This window comes from Lentzea cavernae, from assembly GCF_014653695.1.
GTDB lineage: Bacteria > Actinomycetota > Actinomycetes > Mycobacteriales > Pseudonocardiaceae > Lentzea > Lentzea cavernae.
Window position 1 is genome coordinate 44,009 of sequence record NZ_BNAR01000004.1, and the last position, 26,619, is coordinate 70,627.

The window sequence follows — 26,619 nt, forward strand, 5'->3', positions numbered from 1 at the left end:
CACCGTGCGCACCTACCAGGCACAGGTCTGCCTCGACGAACGCGCCGGACACGCGGAAGGACCGGTGTGGGACGACGTCCGCGGTGAGTTGCTGTGGGTCGACGTCTACGCCGGCCTCGTCCGGCGCGCGCGGTGGTCGGCGGGCCGGCTCGTGCCCGTGCGGACCTACGCTCTCGGCCAGCCGGTGGGCGCGGTCGTGCCGTGCACCGACCCGGACGACGGCTGGGTCGTCGCGAGCGAGCTCGGTTTCGCCCTGCTGGGCGTCGAGGGCGAGGTGCGGGTGCTGGCCGAGCCCGAACGCGGCCGGGGCACGCGGATGAACGACGGCGCCGCCGACCCGCGGGGCCGGTTCTGGGCGGGGAGCATGGCGCACGACCGCACACCGGGCGCGGGCTCCCTGTACCGCCTGGACGGCACCAAGGCGGTGCGCGTGCTCGCGGACGTGACGATCTCGAACGGCCTCGCCTGGCGCAACGCCGACGAGTTCTACTACGTCGACACCCCCACCCAGCAAGTGGACCTGGTCGATCGGGAAGGGTGCCGCGAACCCGCGTTCCCGATCGACCCCTCGCTGGGCGCTCCCGACGGCATGTCGATCGACGCCGAGGGCGCGTTGTGGGTGGCGATGTGGGGCGGGTCCGCCGTCGTCCGGTTCAGCCCGCGCGGCGAGGTGCTCGCCCGTGTCGAGGTGCCGGCCACCCAGGTCAGCAGCTGCTGCTTCGGCGGGCCCGGCCTGACCACATTGTTCGTCACCACCTCGCAGGAGGGGTTCGGCGCGCGGCAGTCCGCCGACGAGCCGGAGGCCGGGAAGCTCTTCGCGGTCGAGACGGACGTCGCCGGCCTGCCCGCGGATCGCTACCGACCGGAAGGAGTGAGCTCATGACCAACGTCGCGTTGGTCGGGTGCGGCGCGATGGGCGAGATCGTCGCCCGCACCGTCTACCCCGCACTCGGCGGCCTCGTCGCCGCGATCGACCCCGACCCGGCCCGTGCCGCCGCGGTCGCGGAACTGACCGGCGCACGGCCGTTCACGTCGCTGGCGCGAGCCCGGCAGGAGGTGGGGATCGACGCCGTCGACGTCCGCGTCCCGCACCACCTGCACGCCACCGTGGTGCTGGAGGCGCTCGGCGCGGGGTGTCACGTACTGGTCGAGAAGCCTTTCGCCACAACGCTTGCCGATGGCCGTGCGATGGTCACCGCGGCGGAGGAGTCCGGCCTGGTCCTCGCCGTGGCCGAGAACTACCCGCACATGCAGGCCGTCCGCGACGCCCGCACCGCGGTGAGGACAGGCGTCATCGGTGAGGTCCTCGCACTGCGATCGACCCGCGCCTACCAGGTCGGCGGCGTCTGGGTGCGCGACGGCTGGCGTCACGGCACCGGGCCGTCGGGCGGGATCCTGCTGGACCAGGGCACCCACCAGGTGAGCCTGGTGCGCTGCCTCGGCGGGCCTGTTCGGGCGGTCTCCGCGGCCGGTGGCGCCGACATGGTCTCGCTCACCCTGATGATGGCGAGCGGCGTCGTCGCCCAGTCACTGCTGACCTGGTCCTCCCCCGGTCCGGCCGATCAGGCGGAGGCGACCGTCATCGGCAGCGGCGGCCGCCTCGACGTCCTCGTCGACTACGACGCCGACGGCGGTGGGTGCGACATCTGGACTCCGGGCGGGACTTCGCTTCTGGGCAAGGAGAACTACTACGACAGCCACCGGTTGATGGTCGAGGACTGGCTCCAGGCCATCTCGTCCGGGACGGAACCCGTTGTTCCCGGCAACGAGGGCCTGGAGGACCTGCGCGTTGTGCTCGCCGCGGCCAGGTCGCTGGACGAGGGCGGCGGTTTCGTCGAGGTGGCCTCGACGGAGGGGAGCTGACATGTCCCAGTCCGTCGACAGGGCGGCGACCATCCTCGACGCGTGCGCCCGCGGTCCGCAGCGCATGGCCGATCTCTCCCGGTTGCTCGACGTCCACCGCTCCACCGCGTTGCGCCTGTTGCAGACCATGGACCGGCACCGGCTCGTGCGGCAGCTGGAGGACGGCACCTGGGCGATCGGCTTCGGCCTGATCGGCATGGCGCTGGAGAGCCTCGACCGCATGGACCTGCGCACCGCCGCGCGGCCGCGGCTGGAGCGGCTCGCCCGCGAGGTCGGCCACACCGTCCACCTCGCCGAACTGCTGGGCAACGACATCGTCTACGTCGACAAGGTCGAGGGCCACGGCGCGGTGCGGATGGCGTCCCGCATCGGCGCCCCGGTCCAGGTGCACACCGCCGCCGTCGCGAAGACGATCATCGCCGGGCTCACGCCGGAACAGCGCGACACGATCCTCGCGTCGGCGACGTTCCAGCGGTTCACGGCCTCGACGATCACCAGGCCGTCGGACTACGCCGTCGAACTGGCCCGTGTGCGCAAGCAGGGCTACGCCGTCGACGACAGCGAGCACGAGAGCGTGCTGGCGTGCGTCGCCGTGCCGGTGCGCGACCACACGGGCACCGTCCACGCCGGGGTCTCGATCACCGCGCTGTGCGCGCTCGAACCTCTCGACCGGCTCAAGCGCCACCTCCCGCTGCTCTGGCGGATGGCCACGGAGATCTCCCAGCACCTCGGCTGGGACGGGACCACGGGGGTGCGCCGCCATGCCGGCTGACTTCTTCGAACGCCACCTCGTCGTCACCCCGGCGATGGTGATCCTGCGCGGGCACGACATGGCCACGACCCTGCTGCTCTGCCGCGCCGCGTACGCCCAGGGGGTCGCCCTGATCGAAGTGCCCTGGCACGGCGAGGAATCCAGGAAGTCCCTGATCGCCGCGGTCGACTGGGCCCGTCCGCTGGCCGGTGTGACGGTCGGTGCCGGAACTGTCGTGTCCCGCGAGGTCCTCGACGAGGTCGCGGAGATCGGCGCCCGGTTCACCGTCGCGCCGGGCTTCCACCCCGAGGTGGCGGCCGCGAGCGTCGAGCGCGGCCTGCCGCACCTGCCCGGTGTCGCCACGGGCACCGAGGTGGGCACCGCGCTCGCCGCCGGATTCCGGTGGCAGAAGGCCTTTCCCGCGAGCGTGCTCACACCCGCGTGGATCACCGCACTGCGTGCGCCGTTCCCCGGCGTGCGGTTCGTCGCGACCGGCGGGATCGACGCGGGCAACGCGCGGTCGTTCCTCGACGCGGGCGCCCGCGCGGTCTCCTTCGGCAGCTCCTTCACCCCGGAAGCCCTGTCCGCCCTACGAAACTGACGTGCGAGATCGGAGTACAACGATGTCCCAGCACTCTCGTCGTTCCTTCTTAGGCGCTGGAGCGGCGTTGGCCGCCACTCCCCTGCTCCAGCCCGCGATCGCCTCCGCCGAACCGTCGGCCAGAGCCGGGCGGGAACTCCTGCGCGACAACTTCGGCGCCGTCAGCGGGTGGGAACGGCGCGGCGTCGTGATGAAGCAGGACCTGCCGTGGGAGACCTCCCTCCTGCAGGACCCCTGTCTGGTCTACAACCAGGGCGGCGGGCCGAAGTTCAAGCTCTGGTACGGATCCCTCTACTACGTCGGTTACGCCACCAGCGAGGACGGCGTGAACTGGACCAAGAAGCCCGATCCGGTGCTCGTGCGTTCCATCGACGCCGACCACAACAACCTCAACCAGCCCAGCGTCGTCCACCACAACGGCACCTGGCACATGACCTACTTCGGCATCGACGCCGCCGGCAAGGGCCGCGTCCTGTACGCCACGGCCTCGAAGCCCGAAGGCCCGTGGACCAAGCACGGCGTCATCCTCGAATCCACCATGCCGTGGGAGGACGACTACATCTACAACTCCGCGCTGCACCACGACGACCGCGAACGCACGTGGAAGATCTGGTACACCGCGGGCAAGATCGCCTCAGCCGGTGGCGAACCCGAGTACATCTGCTACGCCACGGCCTCCAACCCCGCCGGCCCCTGGACGAAGTACCCGGGCAACCCGGTCCTGCGCCCGATGAAGGACGGCAGCTGGGCGTCGCTGGGCATCGGCGGGCCGAACATCCGCCGCACCCGCGACGGCGGCTACGAGATGCGCGTCGTCGGCTGGCAGGCCGACTACCCCTCCCGCAGCGGCAAGCTCCTGTCCCGCGACGGCATCCGGTGGGAGCTCACCCGCGCGAACCTCGACCTCGACCTGGGCGTCGTCGGCGGCCCCGAGGACTCGATGGTCTACCGGACGTTCGTGGTGACCCACAACGGCGCCGACCACGTCTTCTACAACGTCAAGAACCACCGCCCCGGCTGGAACGAGACGATCCAGCTCGCCGTCTGGCGCGACCGGCTGCAGATCGTCGACCCTGCCAAGTGGACGGTCACACAGGGCGTCGCGATCCCCAGCGGCGCGTCGTTCGAGGTGAGGGACAACCGCGCCACCACCCTCGGCAACGCGGCCGGAGCACCGACGCAGACGTTGCAGGGCAACGTGCCCATCCGCGCGCTGGACTACGAGCTGCAGGCCGACGTCACCCCGCACAGCGCGGCCGTGCCCGACCGGGACGCGGTGCTCATGACCCGCTACACCCAACGCGACTCGTACTACTACGCGGGAATCGCCTCGTGGGGCAACAAGTACGCGATCGGCGTCGTCGACGGCGGCACCAACGTCAAGCTCGCGGGCGTCGGCTCGGCCTCCGACATCGTCCCCGACCAGAAGCACACGCTGAGGTTCGCGGTCCGCGGCTCGACCCTGACCTTGTTCGACAACGGCCGTGAAGTCCTCTCGGTCGTGGACCCGACGTTGATCCCGCAGGAGAGCTACGTGGGCCTGCAGAGTTCCACCGGAACCGGACGGACGTCGTTCGCGAACGTCACGGTCCGCGCTCTCTGAGGACTATCGGCGGCTCCGGCCTCCCCGTGTGAGGCCGGAGCCGGTCACACCAGGCCCAGCTCGTAGGCGATGATCACCGCCTGCACCCGGTCCCGTGCGTTGATCTTGAACAGCACCCGCCCGACGTGGGTTTTGACGGTGGATTCCGAGAGGTGCAGGCTCTCCGCGATCTCGGAGTTGTTCATGCCCTTCGCGATGGCCACGAACACCTCCGACTCGCGTTCGGTCAGGTCGGCGATCCGCGGGTTCGCGCCCTGCTCCGGCCTGGGGATCCGGCTCGCGAACAGGTCCAGCATGCTGCGGGTGACGCGCGGGGAGACCAGCGCCTCGCCCGCCGCGACGACCCTGATCGCACGGGTGAGCTCGTCGGGCGGTGAGTTCTTGAGCATGAAGCCGCTCGCCCCGGCCCGCAGGCCGCCGAACGCGAACTCGTCCAGGTCGAAGGTGGTCAGCACGAGCACCTTGCTCTTCGGGGTGTCGAGCACGATCCGCCGCGTCGCCTCGATGCCGTTCATGCCGGGCATCCGGACGTCCATCAGCACCACGTCGGGCGTGAGGACGGCGGTGTGGTGGACCGCCTCCTGACCGTTGGCCGACTCGCCCACGACCTCCATGTCGTCCTCGGCTTCGAGAACCATCCTCGTGCCTCGTCGCATGAGCTCGTGGTCGTCGACGACGAGCACTCGAATCGGTGGCTTGGTCATTCGTTTCCTTTGGCTTGCGGCATTTCGACGTGTACTCGCCACCCACCCCCGGGCACGGGGCCCGCGGTGGCCGTGCCGCCGTAGAGGATCGCCCGCTCGCGGATCCCGATGATGCCGCGCCCCAGGCCCACCGAGTCGGCGGGCGGACCGGCGGCACCGTCGTCGGTGATCGTCACCGACGTGCCCTCGGCACCGGAGTTCATCGACACCGTCACGCTTCGCGGGTTGCGCGAGTAGCGGAGCACGTTGGTCAGCGACTCCTGGATGATCCGGTAGAGGGCGTTCTGCGCGCCGGGCGAGGACGGCGGGGTGCCCTCGACGTGCAGGCGGACCGGCAGCCGCGCGGCGCGGAAGGTCGTGATCAGGCCGTCCAGCTCGTCGAGTCCGGGGCTCGGTCGCAGCGACTGCCGGTCGTCACGGTCCGCGGACTCCTCCTCGCCGAGCGCGCCGAGCAGACGTCGCATCTCCGACAGCGACTGCCGCCCGAGCCCGCCGATCTCGCGCACCGCGTCCCGGCAGCGGACCGGGTCCTTCTGCGCCAGCGCGCCGGCCCCGTCCGCCAGCGACACCATGACGGACAGGCTGTGCGACAGGACGTCGTGCATCTCCCGGATGATCCGGGCGCGTTCCGCGAGGGTGGCGATGCGGGCTTGCTGGTCGCGCTCGTGCGCCAGCTGGTTCGCCCGGTCGACGAGGGTCTGGACGTAACGGCGCCGGCCCGCGACGGAGACGCCGACCAGCGCCGCGATCAACACGACGACGGTGTAGAGCAGACCGGCGACGGTGAGCGAGAAGGACGACAGCGTCTCGCCCCGCACGACGATCGACACGACGGGGCGGATCACGACCCCGATCCCCACCGCGGTGGCGAAACCGGCCCAACCGTCGCGAGTGGACCGGTAGACGAACAACGCGTAGACGGCCAGTGCCAGACCCAGTGGGTCGATCGCGTCGTCGACCACCGTGGTGGCCAAGGCGGCGCCCGTCGCCACCGCGAACGTCAGCCAGGCGCGGGACCGGCGAACCAGCAGCGCGCCGGCGGTGAGGAGGACACCGGCCGCCGACACGACCAGAGGCCCGGCGGGCTCCCACTCCCCCGACGAGAGCGGCGTGATCAGCGCCCACGTCGAGGCCGTCACCAAGTACGCGAAAGAAACCAGAACGTCGACGAACCTCGGGTGCGCACTCCAGAAACGCCGCATTGCACCGTGGGGCTGCGGCAGTTCCACCTGACCGCCGGTCGTTTCCCGAGAAGCTGACACCGCAGTACTGTACCCGGAGCGAATAGAAATACGCATTTCCGCCACGAGTTCTAACTCACTCCGACGAGCTCGGAATCACTCTGCTCCACATCTTCGCCCGACTCCGGCCGTGCGGGGAGAAACGTCACCGCCGCGCCGATCACGGCGAGCCATCCCATACCGACGGTGGTCGCGGCGAACTCGAGCAGGCTGCCGATGTCCGTGCGGACGTCGAGCAGGCACGAAACACCACCCGCGGCGGCGATCACCGCCACCAGCACACCGCACGCCCGCGACAGCCGCCGAAGCGCCGGGTGCGTGTCGGCGACGGACACCTGCACCATGGCGAGCGCGGCGAACGAGAAGCCCGCCACAGCCGAGACGACGTGCGTCAGGTCCTGCCAGGTGAAGGTGTCGCCGAGCGGCACGGGACACCCGTACGTGCACGGCACCTGCGACGCGACGAGGAAGAGGGACGACGAGATCACCACCGACAGCGAGGGCGTCCAGCGACCGGCCGCACCGAGGGCGGCTGCGCGCAAGGCCCAGGCGACCGCGTACCCGCCGGCCACGAGCAACAACAACGCGACCTCGAACGCGCCCGCGGTGGGCTCACCGTCCGCGCCCAGTCCGCTCACGTAGATCGTGCGGTCGACGCCGGCTTTGGCCGCCCAGATGATGACAAGCGAGACGCAGACGGAAATGCTTCCGCCGAGTGCGGCCAGGCGGTGGAGGTTCGGTGCGGATTCCTTTGCCTGTTCCATGAGCCCGACGGTAGGAACAGCCGGGCTTCGGCCGCGTCGGCTCGAAGTGCCGTTCCGGCGCCCGTGTAGTACCTGGGTACCACCTATTCATCCGGGCGCGCTTCCATTCGAAAGGGTTGCGTGGTCGTCATTCAGTTCTGCGTGGTGTTCACCGTTGTCCAATCATTTCGAGTGAGGAGAACGCTGAATGTCTGGGCCGCCCGGCGGGACCGCCCAGATCAGGTTCACACCGCTGCCGCGTCAGCGACCGAGGTGCGCCTGCAGCAGGTTGGGGTCCTTCGCGGTGAGGTACGCGGCGCTGGGCACGTAGACGGTGCGGCCGCGGACCGCGATCGCCGTCGGGCCCTGGAGTCCGTCGGCTTCGGTGAGGACCACTGTGTGCGAGCCGTCGGGCTTGACGAGCGCGACCTGGTTCACGGTGTCCAGCGCGGCGATGATCTCGGTGCCCCTGCCGGTGAAGGCGAAGTCGTCGATTCCGGTCAAGCCGGTGGCGACGGTCCGCGCAGGACCGGCACTGCCGTTGGCGCGCAACGGGATTCGCACGATCGTGCCCTGGTCGAGGTTGGTCACCCAGACCGCTCCGCCGCGGAGCTTGAGGCCGTTCGCGCCGAGGAAGCCGTTCGGTGCGAGCTCTCGGCCGGTCGACCAGACGCCGGCGGTGCCTCCTGTGGTGGGCACGCTCCAGATGGCACCCGCTGAATCTGCGATGTAGAGGGTGCGGGTGCTCTGGTCGAGCGCGAGACCGTTCGGCAGGCTGGTGGCGGGCAGGGGCGCGATGCGTCGTGGCGTGCCGCCGGGACGCAGGCTCCACACGCCGGTGAGGTCGGCGGTTCCGGTGGCGTAGAGGAAGTAGAGGGTGCCGTCGGCAGCCCGGTCGATGCCGAGCGTCAGGGGGAATCCCAGTGCGGGGGTGTTGACTCCGCCGTCCGCGGGTGCGGGCAGCGTGGCCAGGACGCGGACCGCACCGGTGGGCGAGATCTCGGCGATCTGCCGCGCCTTGGCGAAGGCGACGTAGGCGGTACCGCCCGGAGACAGCACGATGCTCTCCGGGGTCTGGCCCTTGCCGAGGTCGAAGTGCTGGACGACGCGAGCCGCGCAGAGCGGGGCGGTGACGGCCGACGCCGGAGTGGCACCGAGTGCGACGAGCGAGCTCGCCGCGAGAACCGCGGCCGCGAGTGCCTGCCTGGCTGACTTGGTGGACATGCTTTCCTCACTGTTTTCGGGCATGCGGCAGCGCCGCGCCCTTCAGGTGTGATTGCTGCCCGGGCGTGCTCCGCCCGGACGGCTGAGGTGGCGGCTACGCCTGCATCAGCTGGTGCGAAGCGGATCAGCCGACGAGGCCGTGGCTGGAGGACGTTCCCGCAGCCGTGCAGATCCGCTCATGGATTCGAGTATGTGCCGCGCTGTGCCGGGTTACCTGTCCCAGGCGGGGATACGCACGGCCGGGGACGGCTCGGCAGAGTTCGGAACGGCGGCTAGCTCGGCAGGTTATAACCTTCTACCGGCCATGGGACCACGTCGCTTCGCCTGTTCAGACAAGTGAGATGCCTCATAAACCGAGGTTCCCGTGGCGGTTCAACCTCACCGGTTCTGCCAACAGGTTATAACCTGTGAGCACCCGACAGGAGGCCGCATGACGCAGCCGGCAGAGCCGCACTCGACCAAGAGCGACTTCGCGTACGACCGCGTGCGTGAGCTGATCCTCTCCGGCGACCTCGAACCTGGTGCCGTCCTCAACCAGGCCCTGCTCGCCAAGCAGATCGGCATCAGCACCACTCCCCTGCGCGAGGCGCTGCGCCGCCTGCGGCAGCAGGGACTGGTGGAGCTCGACGCCCACCGGGACGCACGGGTCACGTCGCTCAACGCCGAGGAGGCGCGCGACCTGCTGGAGGTGCGCCGCTCCCTGGACCCGATGGCCGCCCAGCTGGCGGCGGAACGGCGTGCGAAGCAGGACATCGCCGAGATGCGGGCGAGCCTGGAGGGCCTCGAGTCCCTCGCGGGCAACGCGACCGTGGCACAACTCATCGCGCACCGGCGGTTCCACACCGCGATCTACCGCGCCTCGCACAACACGATGCTCATCCAGATGCTCGACGGCCTCTGGGACACCGCGGACCGCTACCGCCGGCACGGCCTGAAGGTCGAACCGAGCGAGGAAGAGCGCGCCCTGAAGGCCCACGAGCACACCCTGCTGTTCCAGGCGATCGTCGAGGGCGACGGTGAGACCGCCGCGGACGTGATGCGCGCGCACATCCGGACCAGCCTCGGCGCGAAGGCGGCCTGGCGACTGTCCAAACCGGACACTCCTTGACCGGCGTGCCGCGGCGTCGCGTGCTCGCCCTGCTGCTCGTCCACTCGGTCCTCGCGCAGGTCATCACGTTCGTGCTGCGCCCCGCCGTCACCTACCGGGCGATCGAGCTCGACGTCCCCGGCGGGTGGCTGGGCGCGCTGGCCGCCTCGTTCGCCGTCGTCCCCCTGGTGCTCGCGGTCCCGTCGGGCCAGGCGACCGACAGGTTCGGCGAGCGGCGGGTGATGATCGCCGGAGCGGTGCTGATGACCGCGTCGGCCGCGGTGCTGACGTTCGCCGGGGCGACGCCCGCCGGTCTGGCGGCCGGGATCGTCGTGCTCGGAACCGGGCACCTGCTCTGCGTCGTGGGGCAGCAGGCCGCCGTCGCCAACGCCGCTCCGACGGACAGGTTCGACGCCGCGTTCGGCTACTACACCTTCGCGGCCTCCCTCGGGCAGGCCCTCGGGCCCGGGCTGATCATCCTGACGGGCGGCGGACAGGCCGTTCCCGACACCGGCGCCCTGTTCGTGGTGTCGTTCGGCATCGGGCTCGTGCTCACCCTCTGCGCCCTGTTCCTCCGCATGCCCGCCCGGCCGCCGGCCTCGCGCGAGCAGGAGTCCGGTGGGATGCGCGGACTGGTCCGGCTGCCAGGCCTGCCGCAGGCCCTGCTGGTCAGCTGCGTCGTGCTCGCCGCCGTCGACATCACGCTCGTCTACCTGCCCGCGCTCGGCACCGACCGCGGCCTCACCGCCGGGTTCGTCGGTCTCCTGCTGACCCTGCGGGCGGTCGCGTCGATGACGTCGCGGCTCTTCCTCGGCAAGCTCGTCGTCGTCCTGGGCCGCCAACGCCTGATGGTCGGCACCACGGTCCTGTCGGCGTTGTCGATGGCGGCCCTCGCTCTGCCGCTCCCACCCGCCGCCATGGCCTGCCTGGTCGTGCTCCTCGGTCTCGGCCTGGGTGTGGGCCAGCCGCTCACCATGGCGTGGCTCGCGACCTCGACGCCACCGGGTCTGCGCGGCCGTGCCATGTCCCTGCGCCTGACCGGGAACCGGCTGGGTCAGGTCGTGATCCCGAGCGCGGTCGGCGCCGTTGCCGTCGGCGCGGGAGCAGGAGGCGTGCTCTGCGCCACCGCGGCCGCCCTGGCCGCCGTCGCGGTTCTGGCCCGCCGGACGTCCAACGGACCAGCCGCTGGTTGAGGTGCTCGCGAGGTGCTGCCACCGGCGGTCTGGCACGGTGTTCGGGGAGCCGAGTCGTGCCGCCACCCGCTCGGACGCCGGCTCGTCCGGGGGGACGAGCCGGCGTCGCGGTCAGCTGGTCTCAGCAGCGCACTTCGTGTCGTTCGGGCGTTGCCCGCCAAGGAGGTACTCGGTGACCTCGTCGTTGGCGCACTTGTTCTTGCCGATGACGTAGGCGCCGTGCCCGCCCTGGTCGATGGTGATCATCGCTGCCCTGTCGCCAAACGCGCGGCGCGTCGAGCGGGCAGCGGCCAGCGGCGTCGCGGGGTCGCGTTCGTTCTGCACCAGCAGCACGTTGCGCGGGCCCCGGTCGGACGGCAGCACCTGCTTCTCCACGGGCTTCGGCCAGAACGCGCACGGCTGGATGTTCGCCGCGGCCGCGCCGAACATCGGGTGGCGGAGGCGGTCGATCTCCACGTTGCGCTCGTACGTGCGGACCGACGACGGCCAGGCCGAGTCGCCGCACATCACGTTCAGGCGGCCCGCCAGCAGGGCCTGGACGCGGGGGACCTCCGGGTACTCCACCGGCGGCTGCGGCTGGCCGGTGTCGTAGGCCTTCCAGGAGGCGGCGAGCGCCGAGAAGGCCGCGTCACCGGTGGCGTACAGAGACGTGAAGGTGCTGAGGCGGAACACCCTGCCGTCGATGCCCTCCACCGAAGGCTTCTCGTCGAGCCGTGCGGCGAGGTCGAAGAACTTGGCGCGCACCTGCTGCGGCGTCGTGCCCAGGTTGTACTCGGGGTGCGCCGCGGCCCACTTCGCGAAGTCGGGGAACGTGTCCTCGACGCCGCGGCCCATCAGCCGGCCGCCCTCGACGTCCCAGCCGCCCTTGGGCAGGTTGCTGTCGATCACGACGCGGTCGGAGGTCTTCGGGAACAGCGTGGCGTACACCGAACCCAGGTACGAGCCGTAGGAGTACCCGAGGTACGACGCCTTCTTCTCGCCCAGCGCCGCACGGACCGAATCCAGGTCACGCGCGATGTTCGCGGTCGTGTTGTACGGCAGCTCGTCGGCCGACGACGACCTGAGGCACTGCTCGGCGATCTTCTTCACCTCGTCGGCGCGCTGGCGCACCTCGGCGGAGTTGTTGGCGTACGGCGGGATGCTCCCGTCCGCCATCTGCTCCTCCGTCATGTCGCACGTGGACGGTGAGCTGAAGCCGATGCCGCGCGGGTCCATGCCGATCACGTCGTACGCGTCCAGCACGCTCTGCGGCAGGCCGAGGGCCTTGAGCAGGAACGGGAACGTCAGCCCCTCGGCCGGCCCGCCGGGGTTGGTCAGCAGGACGCCCTTGCGCTTCTCCGGGTTCTTGCTGGCCAGCTTCGAGATCATCACCTCGGTCTGGCGGCCGTGCGGCTCGCGGTAGTCCAGCGGCACCTGCAGGGTCCCGCACTCCAGGTCCCCCAGCGCCACGTCCGCCGGGCACGCGACCCACTTCACCTGGCGCACCGGCGCCGCCGACGACGTCCCCGGCGTCACCACCAGCGCTGCGGCCGCGGTCACGACCGCGACCAACGACAACGACTTTCGCATTTGCGAACACCTTCCCCGACGACGCGCCCCCTCGGCGCGCCAAACCTGGTGAGAATCAGCGGTTCATGCGGACGAGAACGTCGAGCTGCGCCTTGTTGTAGAGCTCGGCGATGGTCTTGACGATCGTCTGCGCCACGAACTTCTCGCTGTACTGCGAAGCGGCGTACATGGTCTCGGCGTCCGGGAACGCGGCCTGCATCTCCAGCACCTGGGGATGCACGCGCATGCGGTCCGCCAAGTCCTGGCGGGTCTCCTCGTCGGCGTCCTCGGGCAGCTCGTCGAACTCGACCAGCACGGGCACCTTCGCGTAGTTCCTCAGCACCTCGGCGTAGGAGGACAGCGCCTCCGGCGAGACCAGCTGGGCCAGCACGACGGTGAACGAGCGGTCCTGCGGTGTCAGGTCCACGTTCGCGAGCATCGCCGCCACTTCCGGCGACAGGTCGGTCGGTGACTGCTGCCGCAGGATCACCGCGAGTTCGGCCCGCACCCGTTGCAGGCGGTCGACCGTCGCCGCCAGCTCGGCGTCGAGCTCGCGCAACGCCTCACCCGGATGCTCGTCCTCGTCCCCGAGGCCGGCGATCTGCGCGAGGGACAACCCGAGATCGGTGAGGCGCTTGATCCTCAGCACCCGCACCAGGTGCGGAACGCCGTAGCTCTTGTAGCCGTTCTCCCTGCGTTCGGGCTCGGGCAGCAGACCCACGTCGTGGTAGTGCCGGACCGTGCGCAACGTCGTGCCGGCGAGATCCGCCAACTGGCTGGTGCTCCACCCCACGACTCCCCCGTTCCCGTTCCGCCCTGACAGGTGCCAGTGGAAACCATGCCGCTGCGGCACGGTCAAGGCACGGAGGAAGGTTCAGACGAAAGGTGAGCGGCACGACCTGCTTTCGTCGCGAGCAGAGAACTCCGGGCCGCGTGTCCACTGTGGCTGATCAACGGGCACGAGCCTCCGACGTCACCGATCCGTGCTCAGGACCGGTGGCCAGCTCTGCAGGACGGCGTCGACGATCACCTGCAGGTCGGCGCGCCCGGCACCGCCGGCGGCCTGCACCGCGACACCGTTGCCGATGGTCATGAGGTACCTCGCCAGCAGTGCCGAGTCGGTCTCCGCGGGCAGGTCGCCCTCGTCCACCGCGCGCCGCAGGCGGTTCGTCAGCATGGCGCTCGTCTCGTCGCGCCAGGCGCCCAGCAGCTCGCGGATCCCCTGCCCGTCCTCACCCCCGATCAGGGAGGCCCGCAGGCTGAGACATCCCGTCGGGTAGCCGGGCAGGGTGGCGCTGCGGACCGCGCCGTGCAGGAAGACCGTGGCGACACCGCGGGCGGTCGGCTCGGCCACGGCCTCGGCGCCGTAGGACGCCGGGCCGTCGGCGTAGCGCGCGAGTGCCTGGCGGAACAGCTCCTCCTTGTTCCCGAAGACCGCGTACATGCTCGTACGACTGATCCCCATGGCCTCGGTCAGGTCGGGCAGGCTCGCGCCCTCGTAGCCGTTCTGCCAGAACACCCGCATCGCCTTCTCGAGGGCCTCGTCGGGGTCGAAGCTCCGGGGCCGGCCGACCGGCGCGCTGCGTTGGCTGTCCACGTGACCCAGCCTACCGATTCCGCACCGATCGATCCGAAACTGCTACCGTAATTTAGTACCGATCGATCGGTACGGAATTATCAGCAGGTCACGCGTGTTTCGACAGGAACATCGAGAGAGGGACTTCATCATGAGCGAGCTGATGGGCAAGACCGCCCTGGTCACCGGTTCCACCTCCGGCATCGGCCGGGCGACGGCGATCGCCCTGGCGGCGCGGGGCGCGAGCGTCGTGGTGACCGGCCGCGACGCCGGGCGCGGCGCCGAGGTGGTCCGGGAGATCGAGTCCGGCGGCGGCACGGCCCGCTTCGTCGCGGCCGATCTGACCAGCCAGGAGGACGTGACCAGGCTGGCCGACCAGGCCGGTGAGGTGGACGTGCTGGTGAACAACGCCGCCGCGGCCAGCTTCGGCCCCAGCGCCAGCATCACCACCGAGCAGTACGACGCGATGCTCGACGGCAACCTGCGAGCGGTCTACGCGCTGACCGCGGCCCTCGCGTCGAAGATGGCCGAGCGCGGCAGCGGCAGCGTGATCAACGTCAGCAGCGGCGCCGCCACGCTCGGGGACTCCTACAACGCGGTCTACGCGGCCACGAAGGGAGCGGTCAACTCGCTGACCCGCGCCTGGGCGGCCGAGTACGGCCCGGCCGGCGTCAACGTCAACGCGGTCGCGCCCGGCCCGGTCTACACCAGCGCCCCCGCCGAGTGGCTCGACAGGTACAACCCGCTCATCCCCCTGCGTCGCGTCGCCCAGCCCGAGGACGTCGCCGAGGTGATCGCCTTCCTCGCCGGACCCGGCGCGTCGTACGTGAACGGGGCTGTCATCCCCGTGGACGGCGGCCTCACCGCGGTCGAGCCGCCGAAGGCGGATCTGCCGGCCGCCTGACAGCGGGACGACGCGTGACGCCGGGGACCGGTCCGGGCGGACATCCCGCCCGGACCGGCCTCAGCGGCGTGGTTCCCAGCGGAACATGCGGGAAGCGAACAGGACGGCGAGAGCGACCCAGGCGAACGTGGGCGCCAGCAGGAACAACGAGTCGGACAGGGCGACCCCGCCGTTCCAGGCGTTGAGCATGAGCTCGGTCGCGGCGCCGCCCGGCAGCAGGCGCTTGACCAGCTCGAGCTGCTCCGTGCCGGTGATGCCGATCCAGCTCGCCACGCCGATGACCCCGAGGCTGACGGGCAACGTCGTCACCTGGGCGTGCTCGGGAGAGTTGGTGACGCCGGCCGTGGCCAGCGCCAGACCGAGCATCATGGCGACGGTGGCCAGCACCGCGAGCACCGCCAGCAGCGGGTTGTCGGGCCGGCCGGCGACCAGGCCGAACACGATCAGGATGCCGGCCAGCTGCACGAGGGCCAGAACCGTGACCGGTGCGACCAGACCGGCCAGGATCCCGGCGTCGCTCTGCGCCGTGGACCGCAGCCGTTTCAGGAAGAGGTTCTGGCGGCGTGCGGCCAGCGTCGTCACGATCGACGTGTAGAGACCGAACGCGCCGACCGTGAACATGACGATCGCCGCGATGTAACCACCGCTGGCGACCTCGGTGAACACGTCGCGCCGGTAGAGGAAGAACGCGCTGACCGCGACCGGGATGACGAAGCTGGTGACCAGCACCAGCCGGTTGCGGAAGATCTGGGCGAGCTCGGTGCGGGCGATGGCGAGCACGTCGGTTCCTTTCGCGGTCAGGATTCGATGGCGCGGAAGACGTCGTCGAGCCGCGTGGGGCCGGCCGACAGGTCCCGCAGGTCGAGTGCGTGGTCCTCCGCCCAGGTCAGCAGCAGGCGGAGGTCCTTCTGCAGTTCGAAGGTCTCCACGCGCAGCGATCCGTCCGGCTCGACGACCGCCGGCAGCGGTGGTGCGGGCGCGGGGGTCTCCAGGGCGAACTTGATGACGGCGGGCAGCGTGCGGGTCAGCTCGGCGACGGTGCCCTCGTGGTGGAAGACGCCCTGGTGCATCAGCCCGACGCGGTCGGCGCGCTGCTGCGCCTCCTCCAGGTAGTGCGTGGTCAGCACCACGGTCGTGCCGTTCTCGCGCATGCGGTCCACGGCGGTCCACAGGTGATCGCGCGACTGGATGTCCAGGCCGGTGGTCGGCTCGTCCAGGAAGATCAGTTCGGGCGTGCCGTAGATGGCGGTCGCGAAGTCGAGGCGGCGCTTCTCGCCGCCCGACAGCTGCCCCACCAGCGTGGTGGCCTTGCGGGTCAGGTCGACGACGTCGATGACCCTGTCCGCGGAATCGGTCCGCCGGGTCAGCGTGCCGATCAGCCCGACGGTCTCGCGCACGGTGAGGTCCGGGGAGAAACCGCTCTCCTGCAACATGATGCCCATGCGGGGCCGCACGGCCTCGCGGTCGCGGGGGTCGCGCCCGAACACCCGGATGGTGCCCGATGTCGCGACCCGGTGTCCCTCGACGGTCTCCAGGGTCGAGGTCTTCCCGGCGCCGTTGGTGCCCAGCAGCGCGTACAGCTCACCGGGGCGGACCTCGAAGGACAGGTCCTTCACGGCGTGGAAGTCCCCGTACTTCAGGTTGAGGCGTTCGACTTCGATGACTGGCGTGGTGGACATGGGGTGAGAACCTCTCAGCCGGTGATACCCGTGCAGGCCAGGGCTTTCAGTCGACGACCTTGCTGCGGGACTGGTACAGCAGGTCCTGGTACTCGGAGTGCCTGCCGATCCACCCCGCGAAGAACGGACAGGTCGCGAGCACCCGGAGGCCGGCCGCGCGCGCCTCGTCGAGGGATACGCGGGCCAACGCGGACCCGACGCCCTTGCCCTCGTGCACCGGCTCGACCACCGTGTGCACGAACGCGATGAGTTCCGCCGTGCGGATGTACTGGGCGAATCCCGCCACTGTGGACACTCCGTCGACGCGTGCCTCATAGCGCTTCGCCTCTGGCACGTCGTGCACTTCGATCGCCATGTGCGCCTCTCCTCCAGCTCAGCTCGGTGGGGTATCCCCGAGTTCGACGCCACCCTAACCGCAGTCTGTTGATACATCAACTTAATGGTGCGCGTGCGCGTTTCCGTTGCGTCACAACGATCTGCGCGACCCAGCCGAACGCGGGGCGGTCTTGTCCGCGACGAGGCGGCCACAGGCGCGCGGCGACCACCCCTCCGACTGTTTGCCGTGGAGGCGCTGTCGGCGATCTCGTTACACTGCGCGCATGGACCTACAGCCGCGCTGGCTCGAGCCGGAGGAGAAGGCCGCCTGGGACAGCTTCATCCGGATGCAGGAGACGCTGATCGGGCGCCTGTCCCGCCACATCCAGACCGACTCCGGGCTGTCCGCCTCCGACTACCTCGTGCTCGTCAGCCTCACCGAGCGAGGCGGAGGCCGGATGCGCTTCCAGGACCTGGCGAACCTCGTGGAGTGGGAGAAGAGCCGGATGTCCCACCAGGTCACGCGGATGACCAAACGCGGGCTCGTGGCCAAGGAGGAGTGCCCCGACGACGGGCGCGGCGCGTTCATCGTCGCCACCCCGGACGGTTGCAGGGCGATCGAGGACGCCGCTCCCCTGCACGTCGAACACGTCCGGCGCCTCTTCATCGACGCGCTGACGCCGAACCAGCTCACGAACCTCGCGCGCATCTCCAGGCGCGTGCTCACCCACATGGAGAACCTGCCGGACTGAGCCGGCTCAGACCATCGGGTTGCCGCTGACGGTCCGGTCCGCCTCGACGTACGGCTGAACGACGTCCCAGTGCTCGACGATGCGCCCGTTCTCGAAGCGGAAGACGTCGACGATCGCCGCGTCACCGTCGGGGTGCCAGCCGCTCACCCGGCTGTGCGCGATGACGAAGTCTCCGTCCTCGAACACCCGCACGGGGTTCCAGCTGAACCCTTCGAGCGCCGGCACGGCGGAGCGCAGCCCGTCCAACCCGTTGGGCAGGTTGGGGCTGTGCTGGACGTACGGCTCGGCCCAGTACCGGTCGAGCGCCGTCACGTCCTTGTCGTGGAAGAGTTCGCGCATGGCCGTGAGCAGGGTTTCCTTGTTGGACATGTCAGATCTCCTTGAAGGTTCCGGCCAGCCGGTGCAGCTCGCCGTCGAGGGTCAAGATCGAACGCAGCGTCGAGTTCGCCAGATCCTCGACATGAACCACGGTGGCACCACTGGCCTCACGCCAGGACACGAGATACGCGCGAGGGCGGATCTCCACGATCTCGACGTCGACCGTCTCGGTGTGACCGTCGGAGGTCATCCCGCCCCCACTGGTGACGACGAACGTCATGCGCTCGTCGGTCTCGTAGGTCAGCTTCACCCGCAACGCTCCGAGATCGACCGCGAACGTCTTGCCCACGAGCTCATGTGCCATCGCCGGCCTTCTCCCTGTGGGGTGGCTGAGTGAGTTGAACTCTCAACTCACTATAGTCAGAGGAGTTCGCCGTCCGGCAAGCCTGGGAGTGGATGACTTGGCTGATCTCGCGTCGCCGCGACCGAGCGGGGGCGGGCGGGCCCGCCGGTCCGCCGCACGCGCCGAAGTCGTTGCCACGCCCCGAGTGACGCAGGAGGAGCGGGAGGACTGGCAGTCGCTGGTGATCCTCGCGCACCTCGTCGAAGCCGGGCTCGAGCGGAAGACGCAGCTCGACGCCGGCATCCCGCACAGCCACTTCAAGATCCTCGCGCTGCTCGCGGGTGCTGACCAGCACACGATGGGGCTCACCAGGCTGAGCCGCGCACTGCAGTTCCACAAGAGCCGCCTCTCACACGCACTCCGCACCCTGGAGAGCGCGGGACTGCTGCGCCGCGAGGACACCCCGGAGAAAGGGCGCGCCTACCAGGCCGTTCTCACCCGGCGCGGTCTCGACCTCGTCGAGCGGGTGCTGCCGCTGCAGGACGCCTTCGCCCGCGACACGGTGCTGGCCGGTCTGACCAGCACGGAGATCCGGCAGCTGCGGACCATCGCGGACAAGATCAACACGAATCTGGACGACCGGACGGAGTGAGCCGCGAGCGCCGACTTCCATTCCCGCCACCAGCTCCAGGCGTCATGCCCACCAACTAGTTGATACATCATCGGCTCTAGTTGACATATCAAGTGCCGATGTTAGGGTCCGTGGTGGTTCACCGAACTGATCGATGTGCGCCTTGGTGCTGAAGGATGCGAGAAGCGATGACCACCCCAGCGACGACGAGTTGGCCGAGCCTGCGGGTCTCGGACTGGACGGCCACCCGCGACACCCTGCACATGTGGACCCAGATCGTGGGCAAGATCCGAATGGCCCACGCTCCGCTGGTCAACCACTGGTGGCAGGTGACCCTGTACGTCAGTCCCCGCGGGTTGACGACGTCGACCGTCCCGTACCTCACCGGGGCCTTCGAGATCGAGTTCGACTTCGTCGGCCATCAGCTCGTGGTCCGCAGCAGTGACGGTGGCGTGGGGAGCTTCCCGCTCCGGCCCATGCCGGTCGCCGAGTTCTACGCCGAAGTGCTGCACACGCTCGGCGAGCTCGGGATCGAGGCGCCGATCCACCCGCGTCCCAACGAGGTCGAGCCCGCGATCCCCTTCGCCGAGGACTACGCCCACGCGTCGTACGACGCCGAAGCGGCCGGTCTCTTCTGGCGACAACTGTTGCAGGCCAACAGGGTGATGGGCGAGTTCCGCTCGCACTTCGTCGGCAAGGTCAGCCCGGTGCACTTCTTCTGGGGAGCCATGGACCTCGCCTGCACCCGGTTCTCCGGGCGATCGGCTCCCCCGCACCCCGGTGGCGCACCGAACTGCGGGGACTGGGTCATGTCCGAGGGCTACTCCCGGGAACTGTCGAGCTGCGGCTTCTGGCCCGGCGGCGGGGAGGAAGGCGCCTTCTACTCCTACGCCTACCCCGAACCCGAAGGCTTCGCCGACCACCCCGTCGGCCCGGACGGCGCCTACTTCAGCGCGGAGTTCAAGCAGTTCCTCCTGCCCTATGAGGCTGTCCGCTCCGCATCGGACCCCGACCGCGCGGTCGCCGAGTTCCTCCGCACCACGTACGAAGCCGCGGCAGTGCGGGGGAACTGGGATCGGTCGGCCCTGGAGGACGACCCCCTGCGGTGGCACGGCGTCTCCACGCCTCGGTGGGCTCCGAGCCGGTAGAGATCGAGCGTCAGCCGGTCCACGACGCTGAAAACCCAGTCGGCAGCCGGGCGGAACAGGTCGCCCGGCACTTCTTCGTCCCAAGTGGATTCTTGAGGTCGCGCTAGGCGACGGGGTGGCGCAGCCACTCGTTGCGTTCAGCGCATCGCCGGGCGGTGTCGACGACGTGCGCGATGGCGGGCGACGGATCGTTCGCGGGCCACAGCACGGAAAGTTCCGCCGGGATCGACGGATCCACGACCTCGCGGACGACCGTGCCGGGACTCGTCTTGGCGGCGTGCTCGGCGAACGACGCCGGGGCCAGGCTGACCTCGCGTCCACTGGAGAGCCGGGCGAGCGTGGCGCTCACCGGTGGTTCGTCGAAGGCGCAGATCGTCGGTGAGAAGCCGGCTTCCTGGCACGCGGCGATGATGGTGTCGTAGTAGGCCGGAGCGAGACGGCGCGCGAACAGCAGCAGCGTCTCTTCGCGCAGCGCCTTCACCGGAATCCTTGCAGCGCCTGCCAAGCGGTGGCGGGCGCTGAGGACCGCGGTGACCGGCTCCTCGCGGAGGAGCTCGCTCTTCACCCCGTCGAGGGGTGGTGGTGAGAGAGCGAGACCGACGTCCAGTTCGCCGGCGCGCAGACGTTCGGGGATCTCGGCGCTGAAGAGCTCCCGGGCGTCGACCACGAAGTCGGGGTGGTCCTCCCGCAGGGCGTCGAGGAGCGCCGTGAGCGTGCCGAGGCCCGTCACAGGTGTGTACCCCAGGCGGATCGTCGCCGTGATCCCCGCTCCGGACAGGCGGGTGCGCTGCACGGCTCTTTCCAGCGCGGCCAACGCTTCCGGTGCTTCGCGAGCCAGCGTCCGGCCCGCGGCGGTGAGCTGCACGCTCCGGCTCGAGCGCACGAACAGCGGGGTTCCCAGCGCCTCTTCGAGCTTGCGGATCTGATGGCTCAGGGACGGCTGCGCGATGTACAGACGCGCTGCGGCGCGGCCGAAGTGCAGTTCCTCGGCCACGGCGACGAAGTAGCGGAGGACGCGAGGAGAGATGTCGATAGACGAATCCTACCGCTGGACAGGCGGACAAGTCTTGGATGCCGACCAAGTGATCGTCGTAGTCTCGGTGCACGGCGGAAGACCATCCACAGCGTCCCGCCGAACCTGGTCAGAGCCAGTCCCCTTCCGCGTGACCGGCCGCCATCGCGCACATCAACCCCCGCAAGGAGAAGCATGAACATCACCGTGCTCGGACGAGGCGACGTAGGCGGTGGACTGGCAGACCTGTGGGAACGCGCCGGGCATCAGGTGACGCGGCTGGGGCGTGGCGGCGGAGACGTCGGCGCTTCGGAGGCGGTGCTGCTCGCCGTTCCGCAGAACGCCGTGGAGGCAGCGCTGTCCTCTGTCGTCGGGCTCGAGGGCAGAACGGTGCTCGACGCCACGAACCTCTATGGCGGTGCACGACCTCCGGCCGGGTTCTCCTCCACCGCCGAGTACGTGAAGTCGGTGACGGGAGGACCGACGGCGAAGGCGTTCAGCACCAACTTCGCCTCCCTGTTCGGGCGGATCGCCGATGCCCGTGCACGACCGAGCAACCTGTGGGCCGGTGACGACGAAGTCGAGGACGTCGTCAGCCGGCTCAGCCTCGACGCGGGGTACGAGGCGGTCCGCCTGGGTGACCTGGGCATGGCCGCCACGCAGGAAGGCCTGGCCGGCGTGATGTTCGCGATCGCGCAGTCCGGACTCGGCCCGTTCGTCTACCGGGCGGCCCCACCCGAACAGCTCTGACCCGGCCGTCGAACTCCCGATCCCCACGTGTGAGGAAGAACCGTGACGCGCACCGCGAAAGCCGGACTCGATGCACTGCTCACCCCCGAGGAGAGCGTTCTGGTGCTGATCGACCACCAGCCCTACCAGTTCACCAACCTCCACAGCCACGACTCGACCTCGGTCGTGAACAACGTCGTCGGCCTGGCCAAGCTCGCCAAGGCGTTCAACGTCCCCACCGTGCTGACCACGGTGATCGAAGAACGCGGTGGTCACATCATCAAGGCCCTCCAGGACGTCTTCCCCGGCCAGAAGCCGATCAACCGCACGTACATCAACACCTGGGAGGACCGTTGCGTCGTCGACCTCGTGGAGCAGACCGGCCGCAAGAAGCTGGTCATCGCCGGGTTGTGGACGGAGATCTGCGTCGCCATGCCCGCCATCCAGGCGCGGGGTGAGGGCTACGACGTCTTCGTCGTCACCGATGCCAGTGGCGGAGTCAGCGCCGAGGCGCACGACATGGCGGTGCGCCGCATGGAACAGGTCGGCATCGTGCCCATCACCTGGATGGCCGTGGCCGGGGAATGGCAGCGCGACTGGGCACGCGAGTCGGCACTCGCCGATCTCACGCGACTTCTGCTGGAGCATGGTGGCGCGAGCGGCATCGCGCTCGCCTGGGAGCTGCAGCTGCTGGCCACTCCCGTCACCGATGGCGTTGGTGTGCAGGGCTGAACGTCGCCAGAGGTGGGTCCGGCGCGCACACCACGTGCCGGGCCTGCCTCGCCGTCGCCGTAGTGCGTCACGTCCAGAATTGAGAGCACCGCACCAACTAGACGACCGGTCTAATCCGGAGTACTGTCGGTGCCATGCCGACCTCAGCAGGGAGCACCGACACCCGCCGGAGCATCCTCGACGCCGCCCAGCGCATCATGGCGCACAAGGGTTATGCGGCGGTCGGCATCAACGAGGTCCTCGCCGAGGCGAAGGTGCCGAAGGGGTCCTTCTACCACTACTTCGCCTCGAAGGACGCCTTCGGCGAAGCCATGATGAAGAGCTACTTCCAGGAGTACCTCGCCGACATGGACCGGGTCCTCGGGCAGCGCGACGCCTCGGCGGCCGAGCGGCTGATGGCCTACTGGCAGCAGTGGTACGAGACGCAGAGCCTCGACGAGTGCCACGGCCGGTGCCTCGCCGTGAAGCTGGGCGCCGAGGTGGCGGACCTGTCGGAGTCGATGCGCCTGGCCCTCAAGGAGGGCACCACGGCCATCGTCGACCGCCTCGAGAAGGTGATCGACCAGGGACTGCACGACGGTTCCCTCACGATCGCCGGGGATGCCCGGTCGCTGGCGGAGGTCCTGTACGACATGTGGCTCGGTGCCAGCGTCATGGCCAAGATCCACCGCGAGCGCGGGCCTATGGACACGACCGTGGTGGCCACCCGCCGGCTGCTCGGCCTGTAACCGACCCACCCAGGTGCCGGTTGACTGTCTCCATTTGGAGACGACCGGTCTAATATGAGGAGAGTTCCGTGAAGGTTCTTGTCGTTCTGACCTCGCACGACCAGCTCGGGGACACCGGGCGCAAGACGGGCTTCTGGCTCGAGGAGCTGGCCGCCCCCTACTACCGCTTCAAGAACGCCGGGTGGGACGTCCAGCTCGCCTCACCGCTGGGCGGTCAGCCGCCGCTGGACCCGGTGAGCAACGAGGAGAGCGCGCAGACCGACGACACCCGCCGTTTCGAGGCCGACGCGGAGGCGACCGCGGCGCTCGCGAACACCGTGCGTCTCGACTCCGTCGACGCCGGTGCGTTCGACGCGGTCTTCTACCCCGGTGGGCACGGGCCGCTGTGGGACCTGGCCGAGGACGAGAACTCGGCGCGGTTGATCGAGACCACCCTGCGGTCGGGCAAGCCGGTCGCGCTCGTGTGCCACGCCCCCGGCGTCCTGCGCCACACCACCCAGGAGGACGGCACTCCTCTGGTGCGGGGCAAGGAGGTCACGGGGTTCGCCAACACCGAGGAGGCAGGGGTGCAGCTGACCGACGTCGTGCCCTTCCTCGTCGAGGACGAGCTGACGAAGCTGGGCGGGTCCTACTCGAAGGTCGCCGACTGGCAGCCCCACGTGGTCCAGGACGGGCTGCTGATCACCGGCCAGAACCCGGCGTCGTCCGCCCCCGCCGCGGACGCGCTCATCGCACTGCTGGAGAAGCGCGCCGGCTGAGTTCCCCCGCCGGCGGCTCGGCGGAGCGCCCGCCGAGCCGCCAGGGGAAGACGGGTCAGTCGCGATCGGCCAGGTGGATTCCCAGATCGGTGCGGCCGGGCGCCAAGTCCTCGCGCAGAGCGCGCGTGTTCGCGTAGTCGCCGTCCCGCAGGCGCCGGAACAGGCGCGGGCGTTCGTCGGCCACGCCACCGATCCGGGTCACCAGGCGCTCGACCTGCCGTTCGACCTCCTCCGGGCCGAGCGAGTCGGCGTCGTGGACCACGTGCAGGTCCAGCGCCTCGATGCCCACGTACCAGAGGACGCCGTGGGTGATCGGGAAGAGCAGGGACTCGAGGTCTCCGCTGATGCCGCGCGGGCCGATGGAGCGCTCGTCCTCGCCGGCGGTGACCACGACCAGCGCCTTGCGCCCGGCCAGTCCCCCGTCGCCGTACCGGCGGGGCACGCCGAGTTCGGGATCGTTGTCCCCATACGCGAACCCGCTGGTGAGCACCCGGTCGAACCAGCCCTTGAGGATCGCCGGCGGCCCGTACCACCACAGCGGGAACTGCACGACGAGCAGTTCGGCCGCCGCGAGCTTGGCCTGCTCCTCGCGGACGTCGGCGGGCAGGCCGCCGCTCGCGTAGACCTCCCCGACCAGTTCCGCGATGTTGCCGGGACGTTCTGAGAGGTCTCCGAGGTCGCGACCGGACAGCACGGGGTCGAAGCCCTGGGCGTAGAGGTCGGAGACCGCCACGTCGTACCGCTGCGACAGGGCCTTCGTCCCGGCTTGCAGGAGGCGGTCGTTCAGCGAGTCACGGCGCGGGTGGGCGTACACCCACAGGGCGGTGTCCGGCTTCGGCGGATGAGCGATGGTCATGCTGACAGTAAACCGGCGAACGGCGGACGCTCACATAGCTGGAAGTCCGATGCGCATGCGCGGTCGTCCGGGTCAGGAGTCTGCGGGCAGGTCCCTCATGAGCCAGCCCGGGGAGTCGAGCCGGCCCGCGGTGTCACCCAGCAGCTCGCGCAGCGCGTCCTCGACGGCGTTCAGCGCCTCGGCGCCCACCTGCTCCTCCCACTGCTCGCGCATGTCGTCGAAGATCTGCTGACCTTCACTCCTCATGGCGAGCCCGCGTTCGGTGACGAGCAGGCGCATCCGGCGGCGGTCGACCGGGTCGGGCTCGCGGCTCACGAACCCGCGTTCCTCGAGGACGGCGACGATCTTCGCGGCGGACTGCTTGGTGATGAACAGCCGCCGGCCCAGTTCGGAGACGTTGTCCGCGCCCGACAGGATCGCCGTGAGCGCGAAGTCGTGCACCGTGCGGACGTCCTCGTAGCCGCGCGTGGCGAGCTCGGCGGTGGCGCGGTCGGCCAGGTTGCGGAACCCGCCGAGCAGGAGCAGAGCGAGGTTGGCGCCGGATCGAGACACCGGGGAAGCCTACAAGCAAGTTGACATCGACAGCCTGGCTGTCTAAATTTCGACACCCAGGCTGTCTAATTGAAGGGACGGATCATGTCCGTCATCTCCCCCGCCGGTGCCACCATTCCGGACGTCACCCACCACGTGGCCGACGTCAACGGCACCCGGCTGCACTACGTCTCAGCCGGAACCCACGGCTCCCCCGTACTGCTGCTGCACGGGTGGCCCGAAACGTGGTGGGCGTTCCACAAGCTGATCCCCCTCCTCGCGCGCACGCACCGGGTCTTCGCCGTCGACCTGCGCGGGTTCGGCGACTCCGGCACCACGAGCGGCGACATCGACGCGGCCACCTACGTCGAGGACCTGCACCAGCTGATCGAGCACCTCGGAACCGGACCGGTCCACCTGTCCTGCCAGGACATCAGCGGCAACACCGGCTTCCGGCTCGCCGCGGCACACCCGGCCGACGTGCTCAGCCTGACCGCGGTGGAGACGACGCTGACCGGGTTCGGCCTGGAGAAGCTGGCCGACGTCGTCAACGGCGGTTCGTGGCACGTCGGCTTCCTCGGCGCCCCAGGCGTTCCGGAGCTGTTCCTGCCCGGCATCGAACGGCGGATGATCGCCGACTGGGCCTACCCCCTCATGACGGCCACCGAGGGAGCCGTCACCGAGGCCGACCTCGACGAGTTCGTCCGCACCTACGCGCGCACCGGCGGCTGGAGCGGCACCGCCGTCCTCTACCGCGACATCTTCGCCGGCAAGGACGCGATCAGGGCGCTGGCGACGTCGAGTCCCCTGTCCGTCCCGGTGCTCACCGTCGACGCGTCCGGCGTCTCCCTCACGGAGCAGACGTTCCGCGCCGTCGCCACTTCGGAGGTCACCTCGGTGCGGCTGCCGGAGGTCGGTCATCTCGTCGCACAGGAAGCGCCGGACGAACTCGCCGCGGTCATGCTGAAGTTCCTGGCGCGCGCCGAACCGCCGGCCGCGCACAGCAGCTGAGCGGCATTCCGGCGACCGGGGAGATCCGCTCTCGCAAT

The 26,619-nt window shown here is 69.8% G+C and carries 31 protein-coding genes; 16 read left to right on the forward strand and 15 right to left on the reverse strand.

Annotated features, from left to right (window positions below):
• Positions 1-4: 4 nt before the first annotated feature.
• The 5 genes from IE307_RS14415 to IE307_RS14435 all read left to right on the forward strand — a co-directional run bounded on the left by IE307_RS14415 (position 5) and on the right by IE307_RS14435 (position 4,818).
• Positions 5-883, forward strand: a complete 879-nt coding sequence (locus IE307_RS14415; protein ID WP_191298444.1) for an SMP-30/gluconolactonase/LRE family protein — start codon at positions 5-7, stop codon at positions 881-883.
• Entirely contained in the window at positions 880-1,863 is a 984-nt protein-coding gene (locus IE307_RS14420) for a Gfo/Idh/MocA family protein (protein ID WP_191298445.1), read from the forward strand. Before IE307_RS14415 ends, IE307_RS14420 begins: the two co-directional genes overlap by 4 nt.
• Before the next feature lies 1 nt (position 1,864).
• Positions 1,865-2,635: an IclR family transcriptional regulator gene (locus tag IE307_RS14425; protein WP_191298446.1), complete on the forward strand. Its 771-nt coding sequence runs from the start codon at positions 1,865-1,867 to the stop codon at positions 2,633-2,635.
• On the forward strand, positions 2,625-3,215 hold the full coding sequence (locus tag IE307_RS14430) for a bifunctional 4-hydroxy-2-oxoglutarate aldolase/2-dehydro-3-deoxy-phosphogluconate aldolase (protein ID WP_191298447.1): 591 nt from the start codon (positions 2,625-2,627) through the stop codon (positions 3,213-3,215). The genes IE307_RS14425 and IE307_RS14430 overlap by 11 nt, the downstream gene beginning before the upstream one ends.
• A gap of 67 nt (positions 3,216-3,282) precedes the next feature.
• Positions 3,283-4,818, forward strand: a complete 1,536-nt coding sequence (locus tag IE307_RS14435) for a glycoside hydrolase family protein (protein ID WP_191298448.1) — start codon at positions 3,283-3,285, stop codon at positions 4,816-4,818.
• A gap of 44 nt (positions 4,819-4,862) precedes the next feature.
• Here IE307_RS14435 and IE307_RS14440 read toward each other — a convergent pair whose 3' ends face one another.
• The 4 genes from IE307_RS14440 to IE307_RS14455 all read right to left on the reverse strand — a co-directional run bounded on the left by IE307_RS14440 (position 4,863) and on the right by IE307_RS14455 (position 8,730).
• Positions 4,863-5,522, reverse strand: a complete 660-nt coding sequence (locus IE307_RS14440) for a response regulator (RefSeq protein WP_191298449.1) — start codon at positions 5,520-5,522, stop codon at positions 4,863-4,865.
• Positions 5,519-6,661, reverse strand: a complete 1,143-nt coding sequence (locus IE307_RS14445; RefSeq protein ID WP_191298450.1) for a histidine kinase — start codon at positions 6,659-6,661, stop codon at positions 5,519-5,521. Before IE307_RS14445 ends, IE307_RS14440 begins: the two co-directional genes overlap by 4 nt.
• A 173-nt stretch (positions 6,662-6,834) precedes the next feature.
• Positions 6,835-7,527, reverse strand: coding sequence for a DUF998 domain-containing protein (locus IE307_RS14450; protein WP_191298451.1), 693 nt, complete (start codon positions 7,525-7,527; stop codon positions 6,835-6,837).
• A gap of 240 nt (positions 7,528-7,767) precedes the next feature.
• Complete coding sequence (locus IE307_RS14455; RefSeq protein ID WP_191298452.1) at positions 7,768-8,730, reverse strand: SMP-30/gluconolactonase/LRE family protein; 963 nt, start codon at positions 8,728-8,730, stop codon at positions 7,768-7,770.
• 430 nt (positions 8,731-9,160) lie between these two features.
• On the opposite strand from IE307_RS14455, the gene IE307_RS14460 reads away from it, so the two are divergent.
• Both IE307_RS14460 and IE307_RS14465 read left to right on the forward strand, forming a co-directional pair.
• The gene (locus IE307_RS14460; protein ID WP_191298453.1) at positions 9,161-9,838 is read left to right on the forward strand and encodes a GntR family transcriptional regulator; all 678 of its coding nucleotides are present in this window, start codon (positions 9,161-9,163) and stop codon (positions 9,836-9,838) included.
• Between the two features lie 5 nt (positions 9,839-9,843).
• A complete protein-coding gene (locus IE307_RS14465; RefSeq protein ID WP_229904709.1) occupies positions 9,844-11,010 on the forward strand; it encodes an MFS transporter in 1,167 nt (388 codons plus the stop codon).
• A gap of 111 nt (positions 11,011-11,121) precedes the next feature.
• Here IE307_RS14465 and IE307_RS14470 read toward each other — a convergent pair whose 3' ends face one another.
• The 3 genes from IE307_RS14470 to IE307_RS14480 all read right to left on the reverse strand — a co-directional run bounded on the left by IE307_RS14470 (position 11,122) and on the right by IE307_RS14480 (position 14,155).
• Entirely contained in the window at positions 11,122-12,579 is a 1,458-nt protein-coding gene (locus tag IE307_RS14470) for an alpha/beta hydrolase (RefSeq protein ID WP_191298455.1), read from the reverse strand.
• A gap of 55 nt (positions 12,580-12,634) precedes the next feature.
• A complete protein-coding gene (locus IE307_RS14475) occupies positions 12,635-13,351 on the reverse strand; it encodes a helix-turn-helix domain-containing protein (RefSeq protein WP_191298456.1) in 717 nt (238 codons plus the stop codon).
• Positions 13,352-13,531: 180 nt separating this feature from the next.
• Complete coding sequence (locus IE307_RS14480) at positions 13,532-14,155, reverse strand: TetR/AcrR family transcriptional regulator (RefSeq protein WP_191298457.1); 624 nt, start codon at positions 14,153-14,155, stop codon at positions 13,532-13,534.
• 130 nt (positions 14,156-14,285) lie between these two features.
• Between IE307_RS14480 and IE307_RS14485 the strand changes: the two genes are divergently transcribed.
• On the forward strand, positions 14,286-15,038 hold the full coding sequence (locus tag IE307_RS14485; RefSeq protein WP_191298458.1) for an SDR family NAD(P)-dependent oxidoreductase: 753 nt from the start codon (positions 14,286-14,288) through the stop codon (positions 15,036-15,038).
• Between the two features lie 60 nt (positions 15,039-15,098).
• Here IE307_RS14485 and IE307_RS14490 read toward each other — a convergent pair whose 3' ends face one another.
• Genes IE307_RS14490 through IE307_RS14500 form a run of 3 tightly spaced genes read right to left on the reverse strand, consistent with a single transcriptional unit; the run spans position 15,099 to position 17,072 of the window.
• Positions 15,099-15,818, reverse strand: a complete 720-nt coding sequence (locus IE307_RS14490) for an ABC transporter permease (RefSeq protein WP_191298459.1) — start codon at positions 15,816-15,818, stop codon at positions 15,099-15,101.
• A 17-nt stretch (positions 15,819-15,835) separates the two neighbouring features.
• Positions 15,836-16,717 carry an ABC transporter ATP-binding protein gene (locus IE307_RS14495; protein WP_191298460.1) on the reverse strand — a complete coding sequence of 294 codons (882 nt, stop codon included), beginning with the start codon at positions 16,715-16,717 and terminating at the stop codon, positions 15,836-15,838.
• A 46-nt stretch (positions 16,718-16,763) separates the two neighbouring features.
• Entirely contained in the window at positions 16,764-17,072 is a 309-nt protein-coding gene (locus tag IE307_RS14500; RefSeq protein WP_191298461.1) for a GNAT family N-acetyltransferase, read from the reverse strand.
• Between the two features lie 244 nt (positions 17,073-17,316).
• Here IE307_RS14500 and IE307_RS14505 point away from each other — a divergent pair, with 244 nt between their 5' ends.
• Positions 17,317-17,784 carry a MarR family winged helix-turn-helix transcriptional regulator gene (locus IE307_RS14505; RefSeq protein ID WP_191298462.1) on the forward strand — a complete coding sequence of 156 codons (468 nt, stop codon included), beginning with the start codon at positions 17,317-17,319 and terminating at the stop codon, positions 17,782-17,784.
• Positions 17,785-17,790: 6 nt separating this feature from the next.
• On the opposite strand, the gene IE307_RS14510 is transcribed toward IE307_RS14505, so the two are convergent.
• Together IE307_RS14510 and IE307_RS14515 are read right to left on the reverse strand one after the other, a co-directional pair.
• Entirely contained in the window at positions 17,791-18,153 is a 363-nt protein-coding gene (locus tag IE307_RS14510; protein ID WP_191298463.1) for a nuclear transport factor 2 family protein, read from the reverse strand.
• Between the two features lies 1 nt (position 18,154).
• Positions 18,155-18,466 (reverse strand): MoaF-related domain-containing protein, encoded by a 312-nt coding sequence (locus IE307_RS14515; RefSeq protein ID WP_191298464.1) that lies wholly within the window; start codon positions 18,464-18,466, stop codon positions 18,155-18,157.
• 184 nt (positions 18,467-18,650) lie between these two features.
• Between IE307_RS14515 and IE307_RS14520 the strand changes: the two genes are divergently transcribed.
• Both IE307_RS14520 and IE307_RS14525 read left to right on the forward strand, forming a co-directional pair.
• The gene (locus tag IE307_RS14520; RefSeq protein ID WP_191298465.1) at positions 18,651-19,097 is read left to right on the forward strand and encodes a MarR family winged helix-turn-helix transcriptional regulator; all 447 of its coding nucleotides are present in this window, start codon (positions 18,651-18,653) and stop codon (positions 19,095-19,097) included.
• 167 nt (positions 19,098-19,264) lie between these two features.
• Positions 19,265-20,224, forward strand: coding sequence for a DUF5996 family protein (locus IE307_RS14525; RefSeq protein ID WP_191298466.1), 960 nt, complete (start codon positions 19,265-19,267; stop codon positions 20,222-20,224).
• Between the two features lie 103 nt (positions 20,225-20,327).
• Here the strand turns inward: IE307_RS14525 and IE307_RS14530 are convergent, their stop codons facing one another.
• Positions 20,328-21,257 carry a LysR substrate-binding domain-containing protein gene (locus IE307_RS14530; RefSeq protein ID WP_308436362.1) on the reverse strand — a complete coding sequence of 310 codons (930 nt, stop codon included), beginning with the start codon at positions 21,255-21,257 and terminating at the stop codon, positions 20,328-20,330.
• A 174-nt stretch (positions 21,258-21,431) separates the two neighbouring features.
• On the opposite strand from IE307_RS14530, the gene IE307_RS14535 reads away from it, so the two are divergent.
• The 4 genes from IE307_RS14535 to IE307_RS14550 all read left to right on the forward strand — a co-directional run bounded on the left by IE307_RS14535 (position 21,432) and on the right by IE307_RS14550 (position 24,183).
• On the forward strand, positions 21,432-21,986 hold the full coding sequence (locus IE307_RS14535; RefSeq protein WP_191298468.1) for an NAD(P)-binding domain-containing protein: 555 nt from the start codon (positions 21,432-21,434) through the stop codon (positions 21,984-21,986).
• A gap of 42 nt (positions 21,987-22,028) precedes the next feature.
• Positions 22,029-22,697 (forward strand): hydrolase, encoded by a 669-nt coding sequence (locus tag IE307_RS14540; protein WP_191298469.1) that lies wholly within the window; start codon positions 22,029-22,031, stop codon positions 22,695-22,697.
• Between the two features lie 134 nt (positions 22,698-22,831).
• Positions 22,832-23,425: a TetR/AcrR family transcriptional regulator gene (locus IE307_RS14545; protein WP_191298470.1), complete on the forward strand. Its 594-nt coding sequence runs from the start codon at positions 22,832-22,834 to the stop codon at positions 23,423-23,425.
• Between the two features lie 68 nt (positions 23,426-23,493).
• On the forward strand, positions 23,494-24,183 hold the full coding sequence (locus IE307_RS14550; RefSeq protein ID WP_191298471.1) for a type 1 glutamine amidotransferase domain-containing protein: 690 nt from the start codon (positions 23,494-23,496) through the stop codon (positions 24,181-24,183).
• Between the two features lie 55 nt (positions 24,184-24,238).
• Here IE307_RS14550 and IE307_RS14555 read toward each other — a convergent pair whose 3' ends face one another.
• Both IE307_RS14555 and IE307_RS14560 read right to left on the reverse strand, forming a co-directional pair.
• The gene (locus IE307_RS14555; RefSeq protein WP_191298472.1) at positions 24,239-25,039 is read right to left on the reverse strand and encodes an NAD(P)H-dependent oxidoreductase; all 801 of its coding nucleotides are present in this window, start codon (positions 25,037-25,039) and stop codon (positions 24,239-24,241) included.
• A gap of 72 nt (positions 25,040-25,111) precedes the next feature.
• Positions 25,112-25,591 (reverse strand): MarR family winged helix-turn-helix transcriptional regulator, encoded by a 480-nt coding sequence (locus IE307_RS14560; protein WP_191298473.1) that lies wholly within the window; start codon positions 25,589-25,591, stop codon positions 25,112-25,114.
• 84 nt (positions 25,592-25,675) lie between these two features.
• On the opposite strand from IE307_RS14560, the gene IE307_RS14565 reads away from it, so the two are divergent.
• Positions 25,676-26,581 carry an alpha/beta fold hydrolase gene (locus tag IE307_RS14565; RefSeq protein WP_191298474.1) on the forward strand — a complete coding sequence of 302 codons (906 nt, stop codon included), beginning with the start codon at positions 25,676-25,678 and terminating at the stop codon, positions 26,579-26,581.
• Positions 26,582-26,619: the final 38 nt, after the last annotated feature.